Here is a 21,340-nt window from a genome sequence, read left to right on the forward strand (position 1 = left end):
TTTCGTTTGCGTTATGCCGGTTCCCCGGCGGTACTCATTTCCATCAGGCCGTTTTCGAGATCTTGTGCCCTTTTGGAAGTCTTTCGATACGCCCGGCTGTTTTCGCGGCTCCATCCGGAACGGTGGACAGAGCCGCTATCGATCATCGCCGGGAGTATTGAATGCTGTTGAGCAGAACCGCGAGCACGATCACCGCGCCGGTAAAGACGGTCTGCCAGTAGGAGGACACGCCGATAATCACGAGGCCGTCGGAAAGGAAACCGATCACGAAAGCGCCGAGAAGTGTGCCCTGTATAGTACCGCGCCCCCCAGTGAGCGCAGCGCCACCGATAACCACGGCAGCGATTGCCGTCAGTTCGTAAGTGGTGCCTGCTGTCGGACCAGCCGACGTAAGCTGCGAAGAAAGAACCAGACCTGCGATGGCAGCGCAGATACCGGAAATGACATAGACCGACACCTTGACGCGCTTGACCGGAACGCCGGAAAGTTCGGCCGCACGTTCGTTGCCGCCCGATGCATAGAGCCAGCGGCCAAATGCTGTGCGGTTGAGAACGATCGCGCAGATGATGGCGAGAACCGCCAGAACCAGAACGCCGATCGGCACGCCGAACAACTTGTTGAAACCAAGCCATTCAAAGCCGGTATTGCCAAGTTCCGGACGTCCGCCGAGATTGTTGTAGGTCAGGCCATTGGTCATCAGAAGCGCCACGCCGCGCGCGCAATAGAGAACGCCGAGCGTCGCAACGAAGGCCGGAACGCGCAGATAGGCGATGAGCACGCCGTTGACCGCGCCGACGAACGCGCCGAGCGCACAGGTGATGAGAACCACGGCCCAGACCGGGAAATAGAGAATGATGCCGAATTCCTGCAGCGTCACGCCCTGCATCAGAAAACCGGCGACCACACCGGCCAGCCCCAATGTGGAGCCAACGGAAAGATCGATGCCGCCATTGAGGATGACGAGCAGCATGCCGATGGCAAGCAGACCGAAAATGGCCACGTGCGACGACATGATGAGGAAGTTGTCGACCGTGAAATAATAAGGCGAAAGGAACGAGAAAACTGCGATGATCGCGATCAGTGCAAAAAATGCACGACCTTCGAGCAGCAGATGCACGATGCCGGGTTTCCGCTTCGCGCCGTTCGGAGCCGCTGTTTCTTTGTTGGTGCTCGTGACTGACATTCTATCAGTGCTCCATAACTATTTTAGTGACCGACCATGGCTTCGCCCGAGGCGGCCATGATCTTCTCCTTGGACACGTCCGATCCGAATTCGGCAGAGATGCGTCCACGGTGCATGACGATGATACGATGAGCGATGCTGAGGCATTCGCCGACTTCCGAAGTCGTGTAGACGACAGCCAGACCCTGCTTCGCCTTTTCAGCCAGAAGCTTGAACACTTCCGCCTTCGCCCCGATGTCGATGCCGCGGCTCGGCTCGTCGAGCAGAATGACTTCCGGCTCGGTTGCCAGCATCTTGCCGATCACGACCTTCTGCTGGTTACCACCGGAAAGCGAACCGATTGTCGCTTCGCCGCCATCCGTCTTGATGTGCACATTCTTGATCGACTGATCGACAATCTGCTTTTCACGCTTGCGCGATGTGAAAAGGCCCTTCGTCATTTCGGCGATGCTGGCGAGCGACAGGTTCTTGCCGACCGTCATCGTCTGGACGAGACCGTCGCGCTGGCGATCTTCCGGCACCAGCACAAGGCCCTTCTCGATACGCTGCGCGATGGTGAGGCCGGAAACATCCTGCCCTTTCAGGAGAACACGTCCGCCGCTTGCCCTGAGACGACCGGCAACGGTTTCCAGAAGCTCTGTGCGACCAGCGCCCATGAGACCGTAAATGCAGACGATTTCACCCGCGCGCACATTGAGCGACATGCGGTCGACCAGCGAGAAGCCCGCGCCACTCGGATCGGGAACAGTCAGGTTCTCGACAGAAAGCGCGACATCGCCCCAGTCATATCCGGTCGGAGGCGAGCCGAGATCGAAGTTCTCGCCAACCATGTTGCGCACGATCCATTCCAGATCGATTTCCTCACGCGGCGCATAGGCCGTCATGGTTCCGTCGCGCAGCACCACCGCATGATTGGTGATCTGCAGCGCTTCTTCCAGATGGTGCGAAATATAGACGATGGCGACACCGCGCGCCGTCAGGTCGCGAATGACCTTGAACAGGACTTCCACTTCCGAGGCACTGAGCGCCGAAGTCGGCTCGTCCATGATGAGAATGCGCGAATTGACCGAAAGAGCGCGGGCGATTTCAACGACCTGCTGCTGGCCGAGACGAAGTTCCTCAACCGGCGTCAACGGATCGATGTCTTCTTCCAGCTCCTTCAGAAGCTCGCGCGTCAGTCGTTCTTCCTCGGCAAAATCAACGCCGGTGGCGGTGCGAATTTCGCGTCCCATGAAGATGTTGTCGCGCACGTTCATGTTGGGCGCGAGGCTCAATTCCTGATGGATGATCGAGATGCCGAGATCGCGCGCTTCGGTAGACGAATTGAACGTTACCGGCTCGCCGTCGAGAATGATCGTGCCGGAAGTCGGCTGAATGACGCCCGAAAGCACTTTCATCAGCGTCGATTTACCGGCGCCATTTTCGCCGAAAAGCGTCGTCACCTGACCACGGCGGATTTCGAAATTCACGCCCTTCAAGGCATGAATGCGACCATAGGCTTTGGCGACGTTGTGCGCGGCAAGAACGACATCGCCGTTTTTGCCTTCGATTTTAGAAGCGGTGCTCATTTCACTTCGAGCCCCACTGGCGTGACGAGCCAGTTCTTCGGATTGACGACCTTGAACACGCCAACAACCGTCACGGTCTTGCCGACGAGATTCTCGACATCGACGCCCGAAAGCACCTGCTTCTTCATTTCGTTGTTCAGGGCAGAACCGGCATTTTGATATTCGATCTGGTTCTTGAACTGGCCGAACTGGATTTCGCCGGTCGCATCGCGCAGATCAGTGCCGTTGACGGCGGGGCCGGTCTGGACACGGATGACAATGCCTTCCGGCAGGCCATCGACCTTCACGACATTGTAGTTGGACTTGCGCTCTTCAACGGTGCCCGTGAATTTGACCGGGACAACCGGATTGACGTCGCCCACGCCATATTTCTTTCCGGCTGCGGCCTTGTCGGCGGCGAGAGCCGTTCCAACTTCCACAGCATCCACGGCGCGCTGCTCGACGCTGGCCTTCACCTTGGGGAATTCGGACGTGCCATAGGCATCGGGAGAGAAAGCCTGCTGGCGCACATCGGAATCAGACCCGATCTTCACGACCTTCGTGTCGAAGGCAATCGCGCCGACAACCACCACCGCAGCGATCACGCTCCAGACGACGGCGCGGCTCAGCTTTGCGGGTTTTTGTGAAACTTGACTGGTTTGTGCACTCATTATCAAACGCCTTCAGCAATTCTGCCGTATTGTCGTTATGGAAACGGATGATGCGGCTGAATTAAACCGCCCGGGGACCACCCTCGACCAAAGCCATCGTGCTTGCCGGGTAGGCGAAAGCCTCCGCCAAAGCGGTGCAGGATGCGACGGACGAGATCATGATAGCCTCCACATGAATTCCAGGGCCCCGCTCCTCCGTGCATCCTGGAACAGATGCGCCGCAATCGGAACTTATGATAGCGGCGTGTTATTAACTCCAATAATGATGTTATAAAGCTCGAAAGCTGTCAATCGGATGTTTTCGAAACACCGGTGAATTAGCACAATTTCATGCCGAATCCCGATCACGATATAGGGAAATCCACTACATAATTCGTTATCACTCGCACGATTCACAGTGCACTCTTTTCTTGCCCCACCCAACTGAACCGCAATCAGGGACGGAATTTTTTCCATTTATTTTCAATCATTTGAGTATAGTTTAGCTACCAACATGAAGTAATGGATTGAAGAGAATCGGAGCAGAAACCGCCTTTGGAGGCATAGCGAATTTCCCCACATTCACTCTTTGGTGAAAAAAAATTCGCTCTCTCGAAAATTTTACAGACAAGGCGATAGCGTTATGTTATCTCCTGCATACGCCATTGCCCGACTTCATTATAAACGGGGCCGCGAGCGACGCATTTTCAGTCGCGGGAGGAATCCAAATGTCAATGAAAGCACATATCCGCCATGCGTGAGAAAGGTGACATCATCATCGGGATCGACGCGGGCACCTCCGTGCTCAAGGCAGTCGCTTTCGACCTCACCGGGCGCCAGATTGAATCTGCGGCTGTCCGCAACAAATACGATACCGGCGACCATGGTGCCGTCACGCAATCGCTTTCCCAAACGTGGCAGGATTGCGCGCGCGCATTGCGCGACCTTGGTGCGAAAATGCCGGGCCTTGCCGAACGCACTGCGGCAATAGCCGTAACCGGTCAGGGCGACGGAACCTGGCTCGTCGGTCGCGACAACCAGCCGGTTGGCGATGCCTGGCTGTGGCTTGATGCCCGCGCGGCAACGACCGTCACGCGGCTTGCCGCTGGCCCCATGAACCGCGCGCGCTTTGAAGCGACCGGCACCGGGCTGAACACCTGCCAGCAGGGCTCGCAGATGGCGCATATGGACGCTATCGCGCCCGAGCTTCTGGACAATGCCGAAGTCGCGCTCCACTGCAAGGACTGGCTCTATCTCAATCTCACCGGCATTCGCGCCACCGACCCCTCGGAAGCAAGCTTCACCTTCGGCAATTTCCGCAATCGCCAGTATGACGATGTCGTCATCGACGCGCTCGGCCTGACGAAACGGCGTGGATTGTTGCCGGAAATCATCGACGGCACCGAAGTGCAGCATCCGCTTTCCCCCGAAGCGGCAGCAGCAACGGGCTTGCGGGCGGGAACGCCGGTGAGTCTTGCCTATGTCGATATGGCGATGACCGCACTCGGCGCAGGCGTTCGCGGCGGAACGGCAGGAGCCGGATGCTCGACCATCGGTTCCACAGGCGTGCACATGCGTGCCAAGCCGATTGCCGACATCCACCTGAACAAGGAAGGCACCGGCTACGTCATCGCCCTGCCCATTCCCGGTATCGTTACGCAGGTGCAGACCAATATGGGCGCGACGATCAATATCGACTGGATATTGCAGGTCGCTGCCGATCTCATGTCGACGCCGGACAAGCCCGTTTCGCTCGGTGACCTTATTCCCCGTCTTGATGACTGGTTCAATGCCAGCCGTCCGGGCACGATCCTCTATCATCCGTATATTTCGGAAGCCGGCGAACGCGGCCCCTTCGTCAATGCCTATGCCCGGGCCGGTTTCGTCGGCCTTTCCAGTCGCGACCGTTTCCCGGAAATGGTGCGCTCGGTTGTCGAGGGCCTCGGCATGGCGACGCGCGATTGCTACACGGCCATGGGTGAAATGCCCGCCGAATTGCGCATTACCGGCGGTGCCGCACGCTCAAAGGCTTTGCGCAGCACCCTTGCCGCAGCAGTGAATGCGCCGGTGCGCGTTTCCTCGCGTGAAGAGGCGGGAGCCGCAGGTGCTGCCATGATGGCTGCGGTAGCCATCGGCGCTTATCCGAGCATGGATGCATGTATTGCTGAATGGGTCGAGCCGCTGCTTGGCCCTTGCGAGGCCCCGGATGGTCCGCGCGCACAGCACTATGAAGAACTCTTCGTTGCCTATCAGGAAGCCCGGCTGGCACTGACGCCGGTCTGGGACAAGCTGGCTTCTGATAGAGCATTTCCAGCAAAAGCGTGAAACGGTTTTGCGTTCGGAAATGCGGTGAACAAAACGAATAAGGCCGGACCTCCCTTCCGGCACATATAGACTGTGGGATGCGATTGCATCCGAAGGAGCATGAAATGGCTGAACCGGAAACCTGCGATCTCTTTGTCATCGGCGGCGGTATCAACGGCGCGGGCGTGGCCCGTGACGCCGCCGGGCGCGGCCTCAAGGTGGTGCTTGCGGAAAAAGACGATCTGGCGCAGGGAACTTCGTCACGCTCCGGCAAGCTGGTGCATGGCGGCCTGCGTTATCTCGAATATTATGAATTCCGCCTTGTGCGCGAAGCGCTGATCGAGCGCGAAGTGCTGATGAACGCCGCTCCCCATATCATCTGGCCGATGCGTTTCGTGCTGCCGCACAGCCCGCAGGACCGTCCGGCCTGGCTGGTGCGGCTTGGCCTGTTTCTCTATGACCACCTCGGCGGTCGCAAGAAGCTTCCCGGCACGCGCACGCTCGACCTGCGGCGCGATCCGGAAGGCACGCCGATCCTCGACCAGTACACCAAGGGCTTCGAATATTCCGACTGCTGGGTTGATGATGCGCGTCTCGTTGCGCTCAATGCCGTAGGCGCTGCTGAAAAAGGCGCGACCATTCTGACCCGCACGCCTGTCGTCTCCGCACGCCGCGAAAAAGGCGGCTGGATCGTGGAAACAAAGAACCGCGACACCGGCGAAACCCGCACATTCCGCGCGCGCTGCATCGTCAACTGCGCCGGACCATGGGTTACGGATGTCATTCACAATGTCGCTGGCTCCAACTCGTCGCGCAATGTGCGTCTCGTCAAGGGCAGCCACATCATCGTTCCGAAATTCTGGTCGGGCGCAAATGCCTATCTCGTCCAGAACCACGACAAGCGCGTTATCTTCATCAATCCTTATGAGGGCGACAAGGCGCTGATCGGCACCACCGACATCGCCTATGAAGGCCGTGCCGAAGACGTTGCAGCGGATGAGAAGGAAATCGAATATCTGCTGACTGCGGTGAACCGCTATTTCAAGGAAAAGCTCAGGCGCGAAGACGTGCTGCATTCCTTCTCCGGTGTTCGCCCGCTGTTCGACGATGGCAAGGGCAACCCTTCCGCCGTCACCCGCGATTATGTCTTCGACCTCGACGAAACCAACGACGCGCCGCTGCTCAACGTCTTTGGCGGCAAGATCACCACGTTCCGCGAGCTGGCGGAGCGCGGCATGCATCGCCTCAAGCACATCTTCCCGAAAATGGGCGGCGACTGGACGCATGGCGCACCGCTTCCGGGCGGCGAAATCGCCAATGCCGATTATGAAACCTTCGCCAATAGTTTGCGCGACACCTATCCGTGGATGCCGCGCGCGCTCGTCCAGCATTACGGTCGTCTCTACGGCGCGCGCACGAAAGACGTTGTTGCAGGCGCACAGAATCTCGAAGGGCTTGGCCGTCATTTCGGCGGCAATTTCCATGAGGCGGAGGTGCGTTATCTGGTGGCAAAGGAATGGGCGAAGACGGCGGAAGACATTCTCTATCGCCGCACCAAGCACTATCTGCACCTGACCGAAGCCGAACGCGCCGCCTTTGTGGAATGGTTCGACAACGCCAATCTAGTTGCTTGAGGACGATATGGCCCTTACGCTTTCGCTCAACACCAATCCGCTGGTCAACCGCTTTGCCGAACCGGACGACCTGATCGAAACAGTTGCGCGCGATCTCCGCCTGCGTGACCTCCAGCTCACACACGAGTTCATCAATCCAAGCTGGCAGGCTTCAACCATCCGCCGTCTCACCCGCGATATGGACAAGGCCTTGCAGCGCACCGGTGTCCGCGTCACTTCGGGCATGACCGGCCCCTATGGCCGCCTCAACCATTTCGGCCATCCGGATGCAGAAGTGCGCCGCTACTATATCGACTGGTTCAAGACCTTTGCCGACATTATCGGCGATCTTGGCGGCAAGTCGGTCGGCACGCAATTTGCAATCTTCACCTATAAGGATTTCGATGACGCTACGCGCCGCGAAGAGCTTATCAAGATCGCCATCGACTGCTGGGCGGAAGTCGCCGAACATGCGAGCCGTGCCGGTCTCGACTATGTGTTCTGGGAACCGATGAGCATCGGGCGTGAATTTGGCGAGACGATTGCCGAATGCATGAAGCTTCAGGATCGCCTGACCGCCGCCGACATGGCAATTCCGATGTGGATGATGGCCGATATCGACCATGGCGATGTGACATCCGCCAATCCGGACGATTTCGATCCCTACGCCTGGGCGCGTGCAGTGCCGAAAGTCTCGCCGATCATTCACATCAAGCAGAGCCTGATGGACAAGGGTGGGCATCGTCCGTTCACCGCCGCGTTCAATGCCAAGGGTCGCATTCACCCCGAACCGCTTCTGAAAGCCTTTGCCGAAGGCGGCGCGGTGGACAATGAAATCTGCCTCGAACTGTCGTTCAAGGAACGCGAGCCAAACGACCGTGAAGTCATTCCGCAGATTGCGGAAAGTGTGGCTTTCTGGGCTCCGCACATTGACACCGGCGCTAACGACTTGAAGATATAGACAATTTAAGGAACCGGATCGCTTTCAATGGCAGATACTGACGATTCATTGGCGCTGCGCGCCGCATGGCTTCACTTCGTGGCGGGCATGACCCAGTCAGCCGTTGCGAAGCGCCTTGGTCTGCCCTCCGTGAAAGCGCATCGCCTTATTGCCAAAGCCGTCGCGGACGGTGCGGTGAAGGTCAGTATCGACGGTGATATCACCGAATGTATTGACCTCGAAAACCGCCTCGCCGATATGTACGGCCTCGATTATTGCGAAGTTGCGCCTGACATTGGCGAGGAAGGCCTGCCGCTCATGGCGCTTGGCCATGCGGGTGCGGATTTTCTGCGGCGCGAGATCGAGCATGGCGACCATGAAGTCATCGGCATCGGTCATGGCCGCACGCTTTCGGCTGCAGTCAACTATATGCCGCGCGTCGTTGCCAATGACCTGCGCTTCGTGTCGCTGCTCGGCGGCCTGACGCGCAATTTCGCCGCCAACCCGCATGATGTGATGCACCGCATCGCCGAAAAGACCGGTATGCCTGCTTATGTGATGCCGGTGCCCTTCTTCGCCAACACGGCAGAAGACCGCGAAGTGCTGCTCGCACAGCGCGGCGTCACCACAGTTTTCGACATGGGTTGCCAGGCCGAACTGAAGATCGTCGGCATCGGCACAGTCGATGCGCAGGCGCAGCTTGTCACATCCGGCATGATAGAACTGGCTGAAGTGGAAGAGATCGCCAGCCTCGGCGGCGTTGGCGAAATGCTCGGCCATTTCTTTGACGCCAATGGCCAGCGCCTCGAAACAGCATTGACCGCCCGCACCATCGCCGCATCGGTCGAAAACGCGGATATGAGCCGAATCGTGGGCCTTGCCGGTGGAATTTCCAAGGCGGAGGCCATCCGCGCCGTGCTGAAAAGCGGTCGTCTTTACGGCCTCATCACCGATGAGCGCACGGCAAAAGCGCTCGTTGAACAGCCGAACGGAAAATAACATAATAACATTTTTACAATAGATTTTTTTGTGATTTTGTGATCTAACTTCACGCGATAAATGTTCCGCCAATGAGATCGGACGAAAGCGTGAAGCGCGACGACAGAAGACAGGCAATCATAAACCTTCTGATCGAAAATCAGGCCGTCGATCTCGACGATCTGGCGGATCGGTTTGCTGTTTCCAAAATGACGATCCATCGCGATCTGGATTCGCTGGAACATACCGGCGTGCTGCGCAAGGTACGCGGCGGCGCGACGATCGATACCGGCACACAATTTGAAAGCGATTTCCGCTTCCGCGAACGGCAGGACGGCGAAGCGAAGCAGAAGATGGCGCGCGCCGCGCTCGAGCTTGTTGAACCCGGCATGACGGTGATGATTAATGACGGCTCCATGGCGGCTGTCCTTGGCGGCATGCTTCTGGAAAAGCGCCCGCTGACAGTCATCACCAACAATGCCGTCATCATCGATGAACTGAAGGGCGAGAACGGGATCAATCTGATTGCGCTCGGCGGAACCTATTCAGCCAAGTTCAATGCGTTTTTCGGCATCCTGACGGAAGGGGCCCTGTCGCATCTGAGCGCCGACATCGCCTTCATTTCCTCGCCTGCAGTCAATGGCAAGCTCGTCTATCACATGGATGAGAATGTTGTTCGCACCAAGCGCGCCATGACGGCATCCGCCGCCCGCACCTGCCTTCTGGTCAATCACCAGCGGTTCGGACGCCCTGCCCTGCATGTGATGGCTGATCTTTCCGATTTCGACGCGATCATAACCGATGCCTCCCCCGACGCGACTGTACTGGCCGATCTTGAACAGGCTGGCATTGCACTGACCATCGCTGACGACTGCGCATAAACCTAGAGGACGAAAATTGAGCATGACCAAGTTCTGGATTGGCACAAGCTGGAAGATGAACAAGACGCTGGCCGAGGCCCGCGTTTTCGCCGAAGCCTTGAAAGCTGCCGATGCAAGCCGCTCGACCGACATTCAGCGTTTCGTCATCCCGCCATTTACCGCCGTGCGCGAAGTGAAGGAAATCCTGTCCGGCACGTCCGTCAAGGTCGGCGCACAGAACATGCATTGGGCCGATCAGGGAGCATGGACCGGCGAGATTTCGCCGCTGATGCTCAAGGACTGCAATCTCGATATCGTCGAGCTCGGTCATTCCGAGCGCCGTGAACATTTCGGTGAAACCAACGAAACGGTCGGCCTCAAGGTCGAGGCCGCTGTGCGCCACGGCCTGATCCCGCTCATCTGCATCGGTGAGACGCTGGAAGACCGCGAAAGCGGACGCGCAGCGGAAGTGCTTGAGGAAGAAGTGCGGGGCGCATTGTCCAAGCTTTCCGACGATCAGAAGCAGGCGGAAATCCTGTTTGCCTATGAGCCGGTCTGGGCCATCGGCGAAAATGGTATCCCCGCATCAGCGGATTATGCCGATGCGCGCCAGGCGGAAATCATCGCGGTTGCAGAAAGCGTGCTCGGTCGTCGCGTGCCTTGCCTCTATGGCGGCTCGGTCAATCCGGGCAATTGCGAAGAACTGATTGCCTGCCCGCACATTGACGGGCTTTTCATCGGTCGCTCGGCATGGAACGTCGAAGGCTATCTCGACATTCTGGCCAAGTGCGCCGCCAAAATCCAGTAAATCAAGGAGTACCACTATGAAAGTAGCAGTAGCAGGCGACAGCGCCGGTGAGGGTCTGGCCAAGGTTCTGGCCGATCACCTCAAGGATCGCTTCGAGGTTTCGGAAATCTCGCGCACAGACGCCGGCGCAGATACATTCTACGCCAACCTTTCCGACCGTGTGGCTTCCGCCGTTCTCGACGGCACCTATGACCGCGCCATCCTCGTTTGCGGCACCGGCATCGGTGTGTGCATTGCAGCCAACAAGGTTCCCGGCATCCGCGCTGCGCTGACGCATGACACCTATTCGGCAGAGCGCGCAGCGCTTTCCAACAATGCCCAGATCATCACCATGGGCGCCCGCGTCATCGGCTCGGAAGTGGCCAAGACCATTGCCGACGCCTTTCTCGCTGAGACCTTTGACGAAAATGGCCGTTCGGCTGGCAATGTCAACGCGATCAACGAAGTTGACGCGAAGTACAACAAGGGCTGATTATTCAGTCTCTTGAAAACAAAAAAAGCGGCCATCAGGCCGCTTTTCTTTTGGCTTATAGCAGGGCGCTAAGATGCTAACGCATCACGCCCTGAAGATGCTCAATCGCCGCACGGGCTTAACCAAGTCTCAGCGAGACTTGGTATAATCGCAAAACTTAGCTGAACTTCGGGTCCAGCGAACCATCGCGATAGCGCTTTGCCATTTCGGAAAGCGGGATCGGACGGATCGAGGCAGCATGACCGGCGGTGCCGAACTGCTCGAAACGCTCCTTGCAGAGCTTGGTCATGGCAGCCATTGCTGGCTTCAGGTACTTGCGCGGATCGAATTCGCTCGGATCTTCCTGCAGGACGCGGCGGATCTGGCCGGTCAGCGCCATGCGGTTGTCCGTGTCGATGTTGATCTTGCGCACGCCATGCTTGATGCCGCGCTGGATTTCCTCGACCGGAACGCCCCAGGTCGGCTTCATCTTGCCGCCATACTTGTTGATGATTTCCTGCAACTCTTCCGGCACAGAAGACGAACCATGCATGACAAGATGCGTGTTAGGCAGCTTGCGATGGATTTCCTCGATCACATTCATGGCGAGGACGGAACCGTCCGGCTTGCGGCTGAACTTGTAGGCGCCATGCGACGTGCCCATGGCGATTGCCAGTGCATCGACCTTGGTTTCGCGCACGAATTTTACAGCTTCGTCCGGATCGGTCAGAAGCTGGTCATGCGACAGCACGCCTTCCGCGCCGTGGCCGTCTTCTGCATCGCCCATGCCGGTTTCGAGCGAACCCAGAACGCCGAGTTCCCCTTCCACCGAGATGCCGCCAAGATGCGACATCTCGCTGACCTGACGCGTGACGGAAACATTGTAGTCCCAGTCGGCAGGCGTCTTGCCGTCAGCCTTGAGCGAGCCGTCCATCATGACGGAGGTGAAGCCCGCCTGGATGGCGGTCATGCAGGTGGCGGCTTCGTTGCCATGGTCCAGATGCACGCAGACCGGAATATGCGGATAGATTTCCGTCACCGCGTCCATCATGTGACGGAGCATGATGTCGTTTGCGTAGGAACGCGCGCCGCGCGAAGCCTGCAGGATCACCGGCGCATCGGCGGCATCCGCCGCTTCCATGATGGCAAGCGCCTGTTCCATGTTGTTGATGTTGAATGCCGGGACGCCGTAACCCTGTTCAGCGGCGTGATCGAGCAATTGCCGCAGCGTAATGCGCGCCATTTCTAGCCTCCTAGAGCGCATCCCGAAAAATGTGAAACGGTTTTCGGAACAAGATGCGCGTAAAAACAAATGGATGGAGCATTTCCAATGCTCCAGACGATGTCAGATCAGGTTATTTCGCGAAGTATTCGCCGAGGATATCCACCTCTTCGGCCACGCCGAACACCAGCGCACTGCGCTCGTGATAGGTTTGCGGGACGATATCGAGAATAGATATCGAACCGTCGGTCGCCTTGCCACCCGCCTCACGGGCGAGGAAAGCAATAGGGTTGGCTTCGTAGACGAGCCGCAAGCGGCCCTTTTCGTAGCCGGGGCGGCTGTCATTCACGTAAAAGAACAGGCCGCCGCGCTGCATGATGCGGTGCATGTCGCCCACCGCAGCACCGAGCCAGCGCATGTTGAAGTTACGCCCGCGCGGGCCATCCTTTCCAAGGAATGCGTCGTTGACATAGGCCTGCATGCCAGCGGACAAATGCCGCTGGACCGATGCGTTGAACGCCAGATCCGACGTGCGTTCCGGCAGCGTCACATTGCGGCGCGTGATATGGAAAACCCCGCTTGCCGGATCGAAGGTCGCGAAGATCACGCCCTCGCCGACCGAAAAGCCGAGATCGACCGAATTGCCGTAGGAAACATAACCGGCAGCAATCTGGCGGTTGCCGGGCTGCAAAAACGGCTCAGCCGTATCAGCCGGGAAAATCGAGAAAATCGTGCCAAGCGGTGCGCCGAGGCCCACATTGCCCGAACCGTCAAGCGGATCGATGGCAACGGCAATCAGCCCATCGGCCTTTCCCGCCACCGGGAGGTCCGCTTCTTCCGAAAGAATGGAGGCTGCACCCGCAGCAATCAGCAGCTCAACGAACAGATTGTGCGAACCGACATCGATGCACTTCTGCTGGTCCTGATCGCTATTGACGCCGACAAGCTTGCCCGGATCGCCGGGAAGCGAACCGCGTGCAATGCGACCGGCAAGACGCGTTGCGCCAGCCAGAATAGCCTTGATGGCGTCGGCGGTCGCAAGACGCAAGCCGTCCTTGCCAGCCCAGTTGTCGAGATAGGCGCCGACCGCTTCGGCTTCCACGCGATCGCTATCGCCCACCAGAACCAGTGGAGAAAAATTGCCAGCCATCGTCATTTGCCCTGCTCCAGCAAGAATTTGGCGCGGGCGATAATCGCCTCGGCCGTGATGCCGAATTTTTCATAGAGCACTTCAGCAGGTGCCGAAGCGCCGAAGCCATCCATACCGATCACATCGTCTTCGCTGTCGACATACCGTGTCCAGCCGAACTTGCCTGCGGCCTCGACAGCGATGCGCGGCGCATCGCCCAGAACACCCTTGCGATAGTCCTTGCTCTGCTTTTCGAACAGATCCCAGCTCGGCATGGAGACAACCGCCGTGGCGATGCCTTCTTCGGCAAGCTTCTCGGCAGCCTTCACAGCGAGCGAGACTTCCGTGCCCGTGGCAAGCAGCGTGATCTGGCGCTCGCCCTTCGCCTCACGCAGCACATAGGCGCCGCGTGCGGAAAGGTTCTCGCCATTGTCGGTACGAAGCTGCGGCACGTTCTGGCGTGACAGGGCCAGAACCGAAGGCGTATGCGGATCGGAAACCGCAACAGCCCAGCATTCCAGCGTTTCAATCGTGTCTGCCGGGCGGAAGACGTGCAGGTTCGGCATGGCGCGCAGGCTGGCCAGATGTTCAACCGGCTGGTGGGTCGGGCCGTCTTCGCCGAGACCGATGGAGTCATGTGTCAACACGTGGATGACACGCACGCCCATGAGCGCCGAAAGGCGAATGGCGTTGCGGGCGTAATCGGAGAACACCATGAAGGTGCCGCCGTAAGGGATGAAACCTCCATGGACCGCGATACCGTTCATGGCCGCGCCCATCGCAAATTCACGCACGCCGTAGCTGACATAGCGACCGCTCTTTTCCGGCGTGAAATCGCTGTCGACGGCAGGAACGCGGGTGAGGTTCGAATGGGTAAGGTCAGCCGAGCCGCCGATCATTTCCGGCAGCGCCGCCGTCAGGCTTTCAAGCGCGATCTGGCTTGCCTTGCGGGTCGCAACATTCTGCGGCTTGTCGAGGAGACGCTGCTTGGCGTCGTGGACAACCGCCGCAAAGCTTTCCGGCAGAACGCCAGCAATACGACGGTCGAATTCGGCGCGTTCGGTTGCAGGCAGCGCATCGACGCGCTTCTGCCATGCTTCACGGTCGGAAACGCCACGCGCACCGGCTTCACGCCAGGCACTGAGCAACGGGGCCGGAATCTCAAAAGCTTCCGCGGTCCAGCCGAGTGCTGCCTTGGTGGCGGCATTTTCAGCCGCACCCAGTGGCGCGCCGTGCACGCCGCTCGTACCGGCGCGATTTGGCGAACCATAGCCAATGACGGTCTTGAGCGCGATCAGCGTCGGGCGGTCGGCTTGAGCCTTGGCGCGCGTCAGCGCCGCATCGATAGCGTCGTGATCGTGACCGTCGACCTTTTCGACGTTCCAGCCGCACGCCTTGAACTTGGCGGGAATATCGTCGGTGAAGGCGATTTCCGTGCTGCCGTCGATGGTGATGCCATTATCGTCATAAAGCAGGATCAGCTTGCCGAGGCGAAGGTGACCCGCCAGCGAGATCGCTTCCTGTCCCACGCCTTCCATGAGGCAGCCGTCGCCGCAGAACACATAGGTGCGGTGATCGACGATATCCTTGCCGAACTGGTCGGCGAGCGCGCGTTCGGCGATTGCCATGCCGACCGAGCTGGCGAGGCCCTGACCCAGCGGGCCGGTGGTCAGCTCAACGCCTTCGGTGTGGCCATATTCCGGATGACCGGCGGTCTTCGAACCCCACTGGCGGAAGTTCTTCACCTCGTCGATGGACACATCCTTGTAGCCCGCCAGATAAAGCGCGCTGTAAAGCAGCATCGAGCCGTGGCCGTTGGAGAGCACAAAACGGTCGCGGTCTGCCCAGTTGGGAGCCGATGCGTCGAATTTCAAATGCTTCGAGAACAGAACGGCTGCAGCGTCGGCCATGCCGAGCGGCATTCCCGGATGGCCGGAATTGGCGGCATCGACGGCATCGATCGAGAGAGCGCGAATGCAGTTGGCGAGTTGCAGCATATCTGATACGGGCGGGGCGAAATTCATCGGCGGCAACCTCCTTGCCAAAAGCAAAGCCTTGAGCATGTCCGGCAAACGAAACCCGGTTCGGTGCGGAAATGCGTAAAAACAACAAAGCCAGGGCGCATCGTGTAACGGGGCGTAACGCCAACTCGACGCAATGCGCTCGTGCTGCCCGAGATTTCGCGACCCTTTTAAGGCCAGCCTCTCAGGCACCAATTCCGGTAACACCGTTTCAAAAGCATAACAATACGGCCATAACATTATAACGATTTAAATGTGATCTTGAGTGTGATTTTTCTTTCCACACCCCTGTTTTAGCCCCCTCGAACGGCCCGAATCGCAACTTTGGCGTCGCGACTCACCTCCCGAAACACAAAAAAGCAGCCCGTAGATGACCACGGACTGCTCCTTATAATGGTATCCAGATGAGACGGTTTACGCCCCGGCCATGCGCTGACGTCTCTCGCGTAACAGCATCGGACCGTATTCCAGAACATAGAGCCCGAAAGCGCCCATCCAGAGCAAAGCCGATGCGGCGAGGATGGTGTGGAAGAAATTCGGCATTACTTCCGCCAGCGGGCGGATCAGCGCTGCCGCGACAAGGCAAAGATAAGCGACCTGCGTGACGGGCGAAGCCGTGAGCTCGCGCCCGGTATGGCCGCGGGTGGCCCGCGTCATGACTGCCAGCATCATGCAGCCGATCGCCCCCACCGTCACGACATGCAGTGCGGAATAGGGATTGAGGCGATCAATGGCCGACAGACCGATGGCGATGAAACCGAGCGGGATGAACGCATAGGCGACATGAAGAACAAGCAGCAGCTTTTCCCGCGCCACAGACCACCCCCGCCAGCGGTAAAGCCGCACAATATGAAACAGGGCTGCAATCCACGCCAGTACCGCCGTTATCGTCTGGTCGGGAGCGGCGATCCAGCCGATGCAGGCAGCCACTCCGACGAGAATGCTGAAACCGTCATAGCGGTTGAAAGGCACCGGAAAGCGTGTCTTCCCCATCTTGTTGAGCCAGTTGCGGGTGAAGCTCGGCACAATGCGCCCACCAATCACCATAACCAGCAGGACATAGGCGCTGACCCCGATGCGGTTGGCCAATGCCACGTCGCCGTCGGTCAGGATCAGATAATGGAAGACGAGATTGGCAACCATCACCGTTGCAACACCAGCCAGCACCTTCAGGTTTTTCCATTGGCGCCCGGCAATGATTTCCCGCGCGCAGATGAAAAGCAGCGAGGGCAGAAACAGACTTTCGACAGCGACTGCAAAGCGCACATCGATCAGGTCAGGCTCCAGAAACACGAGCCGTCCTGCAAGCCATACCCCGCAGAGAATGGCGAGCGGTGTGCCCGATACCGGCAGGCCGCCTGTCCAGTTCGGAATGGCTGTCAGCAGGAAACCTGCCAGAACAGCGGAGGAGAAACCGAACACCATTTCATGGGCGTGCCAGTTCAACCCGCCATAGGAGCCGCCCAATGACATTCCGGGCGGCATTCCGAGTGTCAGCGATAGTATCCAGAAAAGCATGGCCAGAACGGCCCATATGGCTCCGCCCAGAAAGAATGGGCGGAAGCCATAGCTGAGGAGGACGGGACCGGTCATTTTCAGTCCGCGCGGCATACCTTTTTGATCGGATGGCATCGCAGCAGGTACTGCCTGCAGGCTTGGCTGTCTGGTCATGATGTCCTCGTCATGAAGCCGGTTCAAGTTCGGCTCATCGAGAGTTTTCTGTCACTCTTACTTGGCGCTGGCGATAACCTTATCCAGCCGCTCCTGAACGATCTTCGGCTTCTTGGCCGAAACGATCTGGTCGAGATTGGCCGGGTTGTCACCGACAGCGATGAGCGCGATCATACCCATGGCATAATGCGGTGTGCACTTTACCAGATATGCGCCAGGTTGGGTAACCGTCAGCACATAGTTCTCATTGACCTTGCTTTTGAATTTTTCGGCCCCTTCAGGGATCATGTCCTTGATGGATTCGACATTATGTCCCTTGTCCACCGGAATGAAGGTGATCGTGTCGCCCGGATTGGCCTTGATATAGGCGGGCTCGAAAACCATGGCGCCTTCGGCACCCTTGTTGAGCATGTGAACTTCGATATTTTCGGCAAGGGCTGGGGCCGCCAGCATCGCAAGAATGCCTGCTGCAGCAAATTTGATCGCGAGGTTACGCATTTTCGTCCTGATCTCCATCGATTGGCGCACCTGCCGTCTCGGCTTTAACGCGCCACGTCACGGGATTTAGACCTGTCGCCTGCCAACCTCTTTGATCTGGATCAAACAGGTGAAGTTATTCCTGATAATGACGCTCAGAATAAAACTGATTGCTTTTCTGCATCGCACCATTCGATGTTGCCACCAGCCCTTTTGCCGCAGCCTCCGGTATGAGCGCCCGACATGACAACCCTGCATGCATCTTGTATGCATTTAACGAACGATATTCGCCTACACGCGACCCGACCCCAAGAACTGCGTCCAAAGAATTGCGCCCAAGAATTGGATAGGAATGACAGAATGAGCGACACCATTTCGATTTCGACAGAAGAACTCGCCAAGCTTGTGCGAGAAATCCTGCACAGGGCGGGTTTCAGCCCCGATCATGCCGCAGCCATCGCCAAGACGATTGTGGCGGGTGAACGCGACGGCTGCAAATCGCATGGTGTCTACCGTATCGAAGGCTGCCTGCGCACGCTGAAGAGCGGCAAGGTTGTCGCCGATGCCGACCCTGTCGTCACGACCGACGACAGCGCCGTCGTCCGCGTCGATGCCAAGGGCGGCTTTGCCAATCTGGCATTCGAACGCGGCACGCCTGCCCTCGTAGAGAAGGCACGCAAGCTTGGTATCGCAGCGCTGGCGATCAACGACTGCACCCATTTCGCAGCCTTGTGGCCTGAAGTCGAAGCACTTGCCGAACAGGGCCTCGCGGCAATGGCCATGTGCCCGAGCTATGCCACCGTGGCGCCAGCAGGCGGAACGAAGCCGCTTCTCGGCACCAACCCCTTCGCCTTCGGCTGGCCTCGCTCCGGCGATTACCCTTATGTGTTCGACTTTGCCACCAGCGTTGCCGCACGTGGCGAACTGGAACTTTACCGTCGTGCCGGAAAGCAGCTACCCGAAGGATGGGCCGTCGATGCGGACGGCAATCCGACGACCGATCCTGAAGCCGCCCTTGCAGGAGCAATGCTGCCGTTTGGCGGGCACAAGGGATCGGCCATCTCCACGATGATCGAGCTTTTGGCCGGTGTGATGATCGGTGATTTCACCAGCCCCGAGGCACTGGACTTCCTTGGCACGACGACGCTTGCGCCGCGCCATGGCGAACTCATCATTGCCTTCGACCCTGCCCGCATGGCAGGTGGCCGCGGCAACCCGCAGGAGCGTGGCGAAATCCTGATCGAAGCGATTGCCGGACAGGGCGCACGCCTGCCGTCGCAGCGCCGCTTTGCCGCTCGCCGCGATTCATTGGCCAAGGGCATCACGCTCAGCGCCGACGAGATTGCGCTTCTGGAAAAACTGAAGGAAAAGGGTCTCGACGCAGTGTCATGATCCCAAACAAAAAGGCGCCGGAATTCGGCGCCTTTTTGTTTTATCTGTGAAGGGTCAGGACCTAGATTTCAGGCGGCGTATTTCGCCGCTGCGCCGCCCTGCTTGTTCCAGTCGGCATACCAGGTCTGGAAGAGCTTCAACTGGGTTTCGCAATAGCCGCGCTGGCTATCGGACAGCTTGTCCGTCTCGTTGAAATGCAGTTCATATTCCGGATTGCCGGTCAGAACCATCATATGCTTGTAGAAGAGAACGAGGTCCGGGCCTTCATCGAAGGATGACAGTACGTCCAGTGCGGCTTCCAGTTCCAGCGCCAGCTTGCGCGCCGCGACATCGCCTGTGGCGGCCGCCTTCGACAATGCCACGAGATGCTGGACTTCCTTCGGCAGCACATTGCCGATGCCGGTGATCGCACCGGTTGCACCGCAATTGACGAAGCCGTGGAAAACGCCGGTATCGACGCCGACCATCAGGGTTACATTGTCATCGGCGCTCGTGATGTTTTCGGCTGCGTAACGCATGGCTTCCGCACCGCCGAATTCCTTGAAGCCAATGAGGTTCGGATGTTCCGCACGCAGTGCGAAGAAAAGGTCGGCGCGGGTCGCAAAGCCGTAATACGGGCTGTTGTAGATAACGGCTGGCAGATCGGGAGCTGCCGCAAGGATCGCCTTGAAATGGGCCTTCTGCGCCGAGATCGACGACCCACGCGAGAGAACGCGCGGAATGACCATCAGGCCCTTCGCGCCAACTTTCTGCGCATGGGCTGCGTGGGCGGCGGCGATCTTCGTGTTGACAGCGCCGGTGCCGACGACGACGGGCACGCCTGCCTTGGCAAGCGCTTCGACGCCAGCCATGCGTTCCTCGTCCGAGAGAAGCGGCCAGTCACCCATGGAACCGCAATAGACAACCGCAGACATGCCCTTCGCGATCAGTTCCTTGCCTTTGCGGACCAGCGCATCGAAATCCGGCGTGCGGTCGGGCTTGCAGGGGGTCATGAGGGCCGGAATGCAACCGGAGAAAATGTTAGAGGTCATAGCGTCGTTCCTTGGACGTTTTTCCTTGAGCGTTCTTCACGCGGGCTGGATCTACAATCGGTCTGCCGAACCTTGTATTGAAATCAAATATACACTTTGTATTTTTCTTGTCGACCAAAATTTTTGTTTGAGGTAGGATTGCTTGACTGGATGCGCATTTCCAGCAAAAGTGCGAAGCGGTTTTGCGTTGGATAATGCGTAAAAACAAATGGATAGAGCATTTCTCACGCTTCGCAGAACAGGAAGCGCTCTATGCTGAAACTGGTGTTTGGAGCGCGATTTGCCGCGCCGTACCTATTTCCGGGTCGCCAAAACATCACGACTGAGGACAGACAAGATCATGGACAAAGACGACGCAAACCAGACAGCCGACCGGAAGAAGGGTTCAGGTGTCAAGCTGGTTTACGACGTGCTGCGCGACGAGATCATCGATCTTTCGCTTGCGCCCGGTAGCCCCATTGATGAAAACCAGCTAGCCGAACGCTTTTCCATGTCGCGGACACCTATACGCGAAGCTTTGGTGCGGCTGGCAAGTGACGGCTTCGTAACTACGCTTCCCAATCGCTCGACTGTTGTGTCCAATATCGACTTTCTGAGCCTCCCCGCATTTTTCGACGCGGTAACGCTGATGTACCGCGTAACGACGCGGCTTGCCGCCCGCAACCGGACCGACAAGGATCTTGAAAACATCCGCGCGCATCAGGAAGCTTTTGCCCGCGCAGTCCGCTCACAAAACGCGCTGGAAATGATCGCGACAAACCGCGACTTTCATGCGGCTATTGCGGAAGCGGGTCGCAATCCCTTCTACACCACCTTCTTTTCAAGGCTTCTCGATGAAGGACGCAGGCTGTTGCGCCTCTATTACCAGTCCTTTGCTGACCGGCTGCCCGAGCGCTACGTCACCGAACATGAAGACATGATCCGCGCCATTGAAGAACGGGACGTGGATACCGCCGACCTGCTTGGCAAGGCGCATGGAGACCAGATCGTCTATCAGATCCGCAAGCTGATTGCGGAAGACCGTCGCGACCAGCTCGACCTGTAGAGCATTTCCAGCAAAAGT

At 58.4% G+C, this 21,340-nt stretch carries 18 protein-coding genes and 1 pseudogene; 10 read left to right on the forward strand and 9 right to left on the reverse strand.

The features are described from left to right. Positions 1–142: 142 nt before the first annotated feature. From F9K91_RS01065 to F9K91_RS01075, 3 genes are read right to left on the reverse strand one after another with little or no spacing between them, the layout of a single operon-like run. Positions 143–1,183 carry an ABC transporter permease gene (locus F9K91_RS01065; protein ID WP_061346700.1) on the reverse strand — a complete coding sequence of 347 codons (1,041 nt, stop codon included), beginning with the start codon at positions 1,181–1,183 and terminating at the stop codon, positions 143–145. Positions 1,184–1,206: 23 nt separating this feature from the next. Then, positions 1,207–2,751 (reverse strand): sugar ABC transporter ATP-binding protein, encoded by a 1,545-nt coding sequence (locus tag F9K91_RS01070; RefSeq protein ID WP_151557000.1) that lies wholly within the window; start codon positions 2,749–2,751, stop codon positions 1,207–1,209. Then, positions 2,748–3,401 carry a DUF2291 family protein gene (locus tag F9K91_RS01075; protein ID WP_061346702.1) on the reverse strand — a complete coding sequence of 218 codons (654 nt, stop codon included), beginning with the start codon at positions 3,399–3,401 and terminating at the stop codon, positions 2,748–2,750. Before F9K91_RS01075 ends, F9K91_RS01070 begins: the two co-directional genes overlap by 4 nt. Here F9K91_RS01075 and F9K91_RS26680 point away from each other — a divergent pair. The 8 genes and pseudogenes from F9K91_RS26680 to derI form a co-directional block, all read left to right on the forward strand. After that, positions 3,381–3,469, forward strand: a pseudogene (locus tag F9K91_RS26680) (ATP-binding protein); the annotation flags it as partial. The gene F9K91_RS01075 and the pseudogene F9K91_RS26680 sit on opposite strands and share 21 nt — an antisense overlap. Before the next feature lie 664 nt (positions 3,470–4,133). After that, positions 4,134–5,705, forward strand: coding sequence for an FGGY-family carbohydrate kinase (locus tag F9K91_RS01085; RefSeq protein WP_151676963.1), 1,572 nt, complete (start codon positions 4,134–4,136; stop codon positions 5,703–5,705). Between the two features lie 104 nt (positions 5,706–5,809). After that, positions 5,810–7,318, forward strand: a complete 1,509-nt coding sequence (locus F9K91_RS01090) for a glycerol-3-phosphate dehydrogenase (RefSeq protein ID WP_151557003.1) — start codon at positions 5,810–5,812, stop codon at positions 7,316–7,318. A 7-nt stretch (positions 7,319–7,325) separates the two neighbouring features. Next, on the forward strand, positions 7,326–8,258 hold the full coding sequence (locus F9K91_RS01095; protein ID WP_151676964.1) for a sugar phosphate isomerase/epimerase family protein: 933 nt from the start codon (positions 7,326–7,328) through the stop codon (positions 8,256–8,258). A 27-nt stretch (positions 8,259–8,285) separates the two neighbouring features. Continuing rightward, positions 8,286–9,236 carry a sugar-binding transcriptional regulator gene (locus F9K91_RS01100; protein ID WP_151676965.1) on the forward strand — a complete coding sequence of 317 codons (951 nt, stop codon included), beginning with the start codon at positions 8,286–8,288 and terminating at the stop codon, positions 9,234–9,236. A gap of 89 nt (positions 9,237–9,325) precedes the next feature. After that, complete coding sequence (locus tag F9K91_RS01105) at positions 9,326–10,096, forward strand: DeoR/GlpR family DNA-binding transcription regulator (RefSeq protein WP_029928117.1); 771 nt, start codon at positions 9,326–9,328, stop codon at positions 10,094–10,096. Positions 10,097–10,118: 22 nt separating this feature from the next. Continuing rightward, complete coding sequence (locus F9K91_RS01110; protein WP_151557011.1) at positions 10,119–10,883, forward strand: triose-phosphate isomerase; 765 nt, start codon at positions 10,119–10,121, stop codon at positions 10,881–10,883. A 16-nt stretch (positions 10,884–10,899) separates the two neighbouring features. Then, the gene (derI, locus tag F9K91_RS01115) at positions 10,900–11,355 is read left to right on the forward strand and encodes a D-erythrulose-4-phosphate isomerase (RefSeq protein ID WP_029928121.1); all 456 of its coding nucleotides are present in this window, start codon (positions 10,900–10,902) and stop codon (positions 11,353–11,355) included. 157 nt (positions 11,356–11,512) lie between these two features. Here the strand turns inward: derI and fba are convergent, their stop codons facing one another. The 5 genes from fba to F9K91_RS01140 all read right to left on the reverse strand — a co-directional run bounded on the left by fba (position 11,513) and on the right by F9K91_RS01140 (position 17,875). Then, entirely contained in the window at positions 11,513–12,577 is a 1,065-nt protein-coding gene (gene fba / locus F9K91_RS01120) for a class II fructose-bisphosphate aldolase (protein WP_109986723.1), read from the reverse strand. Positions 12,578–12,689: 112 nt separating this feature from the next. After that, complete coding sequence (locus tag F9K91_RS01125; protein ID WP_151676966.1) at positions 12,690–13,712, reverse strand: class 1 fructose-bisphosphatase; 1,023 nt, start codon at positions 13,710–13,712, stop codon at positions 12,690–12,692. Then, on the reverse strand, positions 13,709–15,709 hold the full coding sequence (gene tkt, locus F9K91_RS01130; protein WP_151676967.1) for a transketolase: 2,001 nt from the start codon (positions 15,707–15,709) through the stop codon (positions 13,709–13,711). The genes F9K91_RS01125 and tkt overlap by 4 nt, the downstream gene beginning before the upstream one ends. Positions 15,710–16,120: 411 nt before the next feature. Then, entirely contained in the window at positions 16,121–17,377 is a 1,257-nt protein-coding gene (locus F9K91_RS01135; RefSeq protein ID WP_151676968.1) for an NnrS family protein, read from the reverse strand. Positions 17,378–17,434: 57 nt separating this feature from the next. Beyond that, entirely contained in the window at positions 17,435–17,875 is a 441-nt protein-coding gene (locus F9K91_RS01140; RefSeq protein WP_151557023.1) for a pseudoazurin, read from the reverse strand. Between the two features lie 339 nt (positions 17,876–18,214). Here F9K91_RS01140 and F9K91_RS01145 point away from each other — a divergent pair, with 339 nt between their 5' ends. Then, complete coding sequence (locus F9K91_RS01145) at positions 18,215–19,246, forward strand: Ldh family oxidoreductase (RefSeq protein WP_151557026.1); 1,032 nt, start codon at positions 18,215–18,217, stop codon at positions 19,244–19,246. A 68-nt stretch (positions 19,247–19,314) separates the two neighbouring features. On the opposite strand, the gene F9K91_RS01150 is transcribed toward F9K91_RS01145, so the two are convergent. Beyond that, positions 19,315–20,277, reverse strand: a complete 963-nt coding sequence (locus tag F9K91_RS01150) for a dihydrodipicolinate synthase family protein (RefSeq protein WP_109986713.1) — start codon at positions 20,275–20,277, stop codon at positions 19,315–19,317. Between the two features lie 340 nt (positions 20,278–20,617). On the opposite strand from F9K91_RS01150, the gene F9K91_RS01155 reads away from it, so the two are divergent. Beyond that, positions 20,618–21,322 (forward strand): GntR family transcriptional regulator, encoded by a 705-nt coding sequence (locus tag F9K91_RS01155; RefSeq protein WP_006468363.1) that lies wholly within the window; start codon positions 20,618–20,620, stop codon positions 21,320–21,322. Positions 21,323–21,340 lie beyond the last annotated feature (18 nt).

It is taken from the genome of Brucella tritici, from assembly GCF_008932295.1.
GTDB lineage: Bacteria > Pseudomonadota > Alphaproteobacteria > Rhizobiales > Rhizobiaceae > Brucella > Brucella tritici.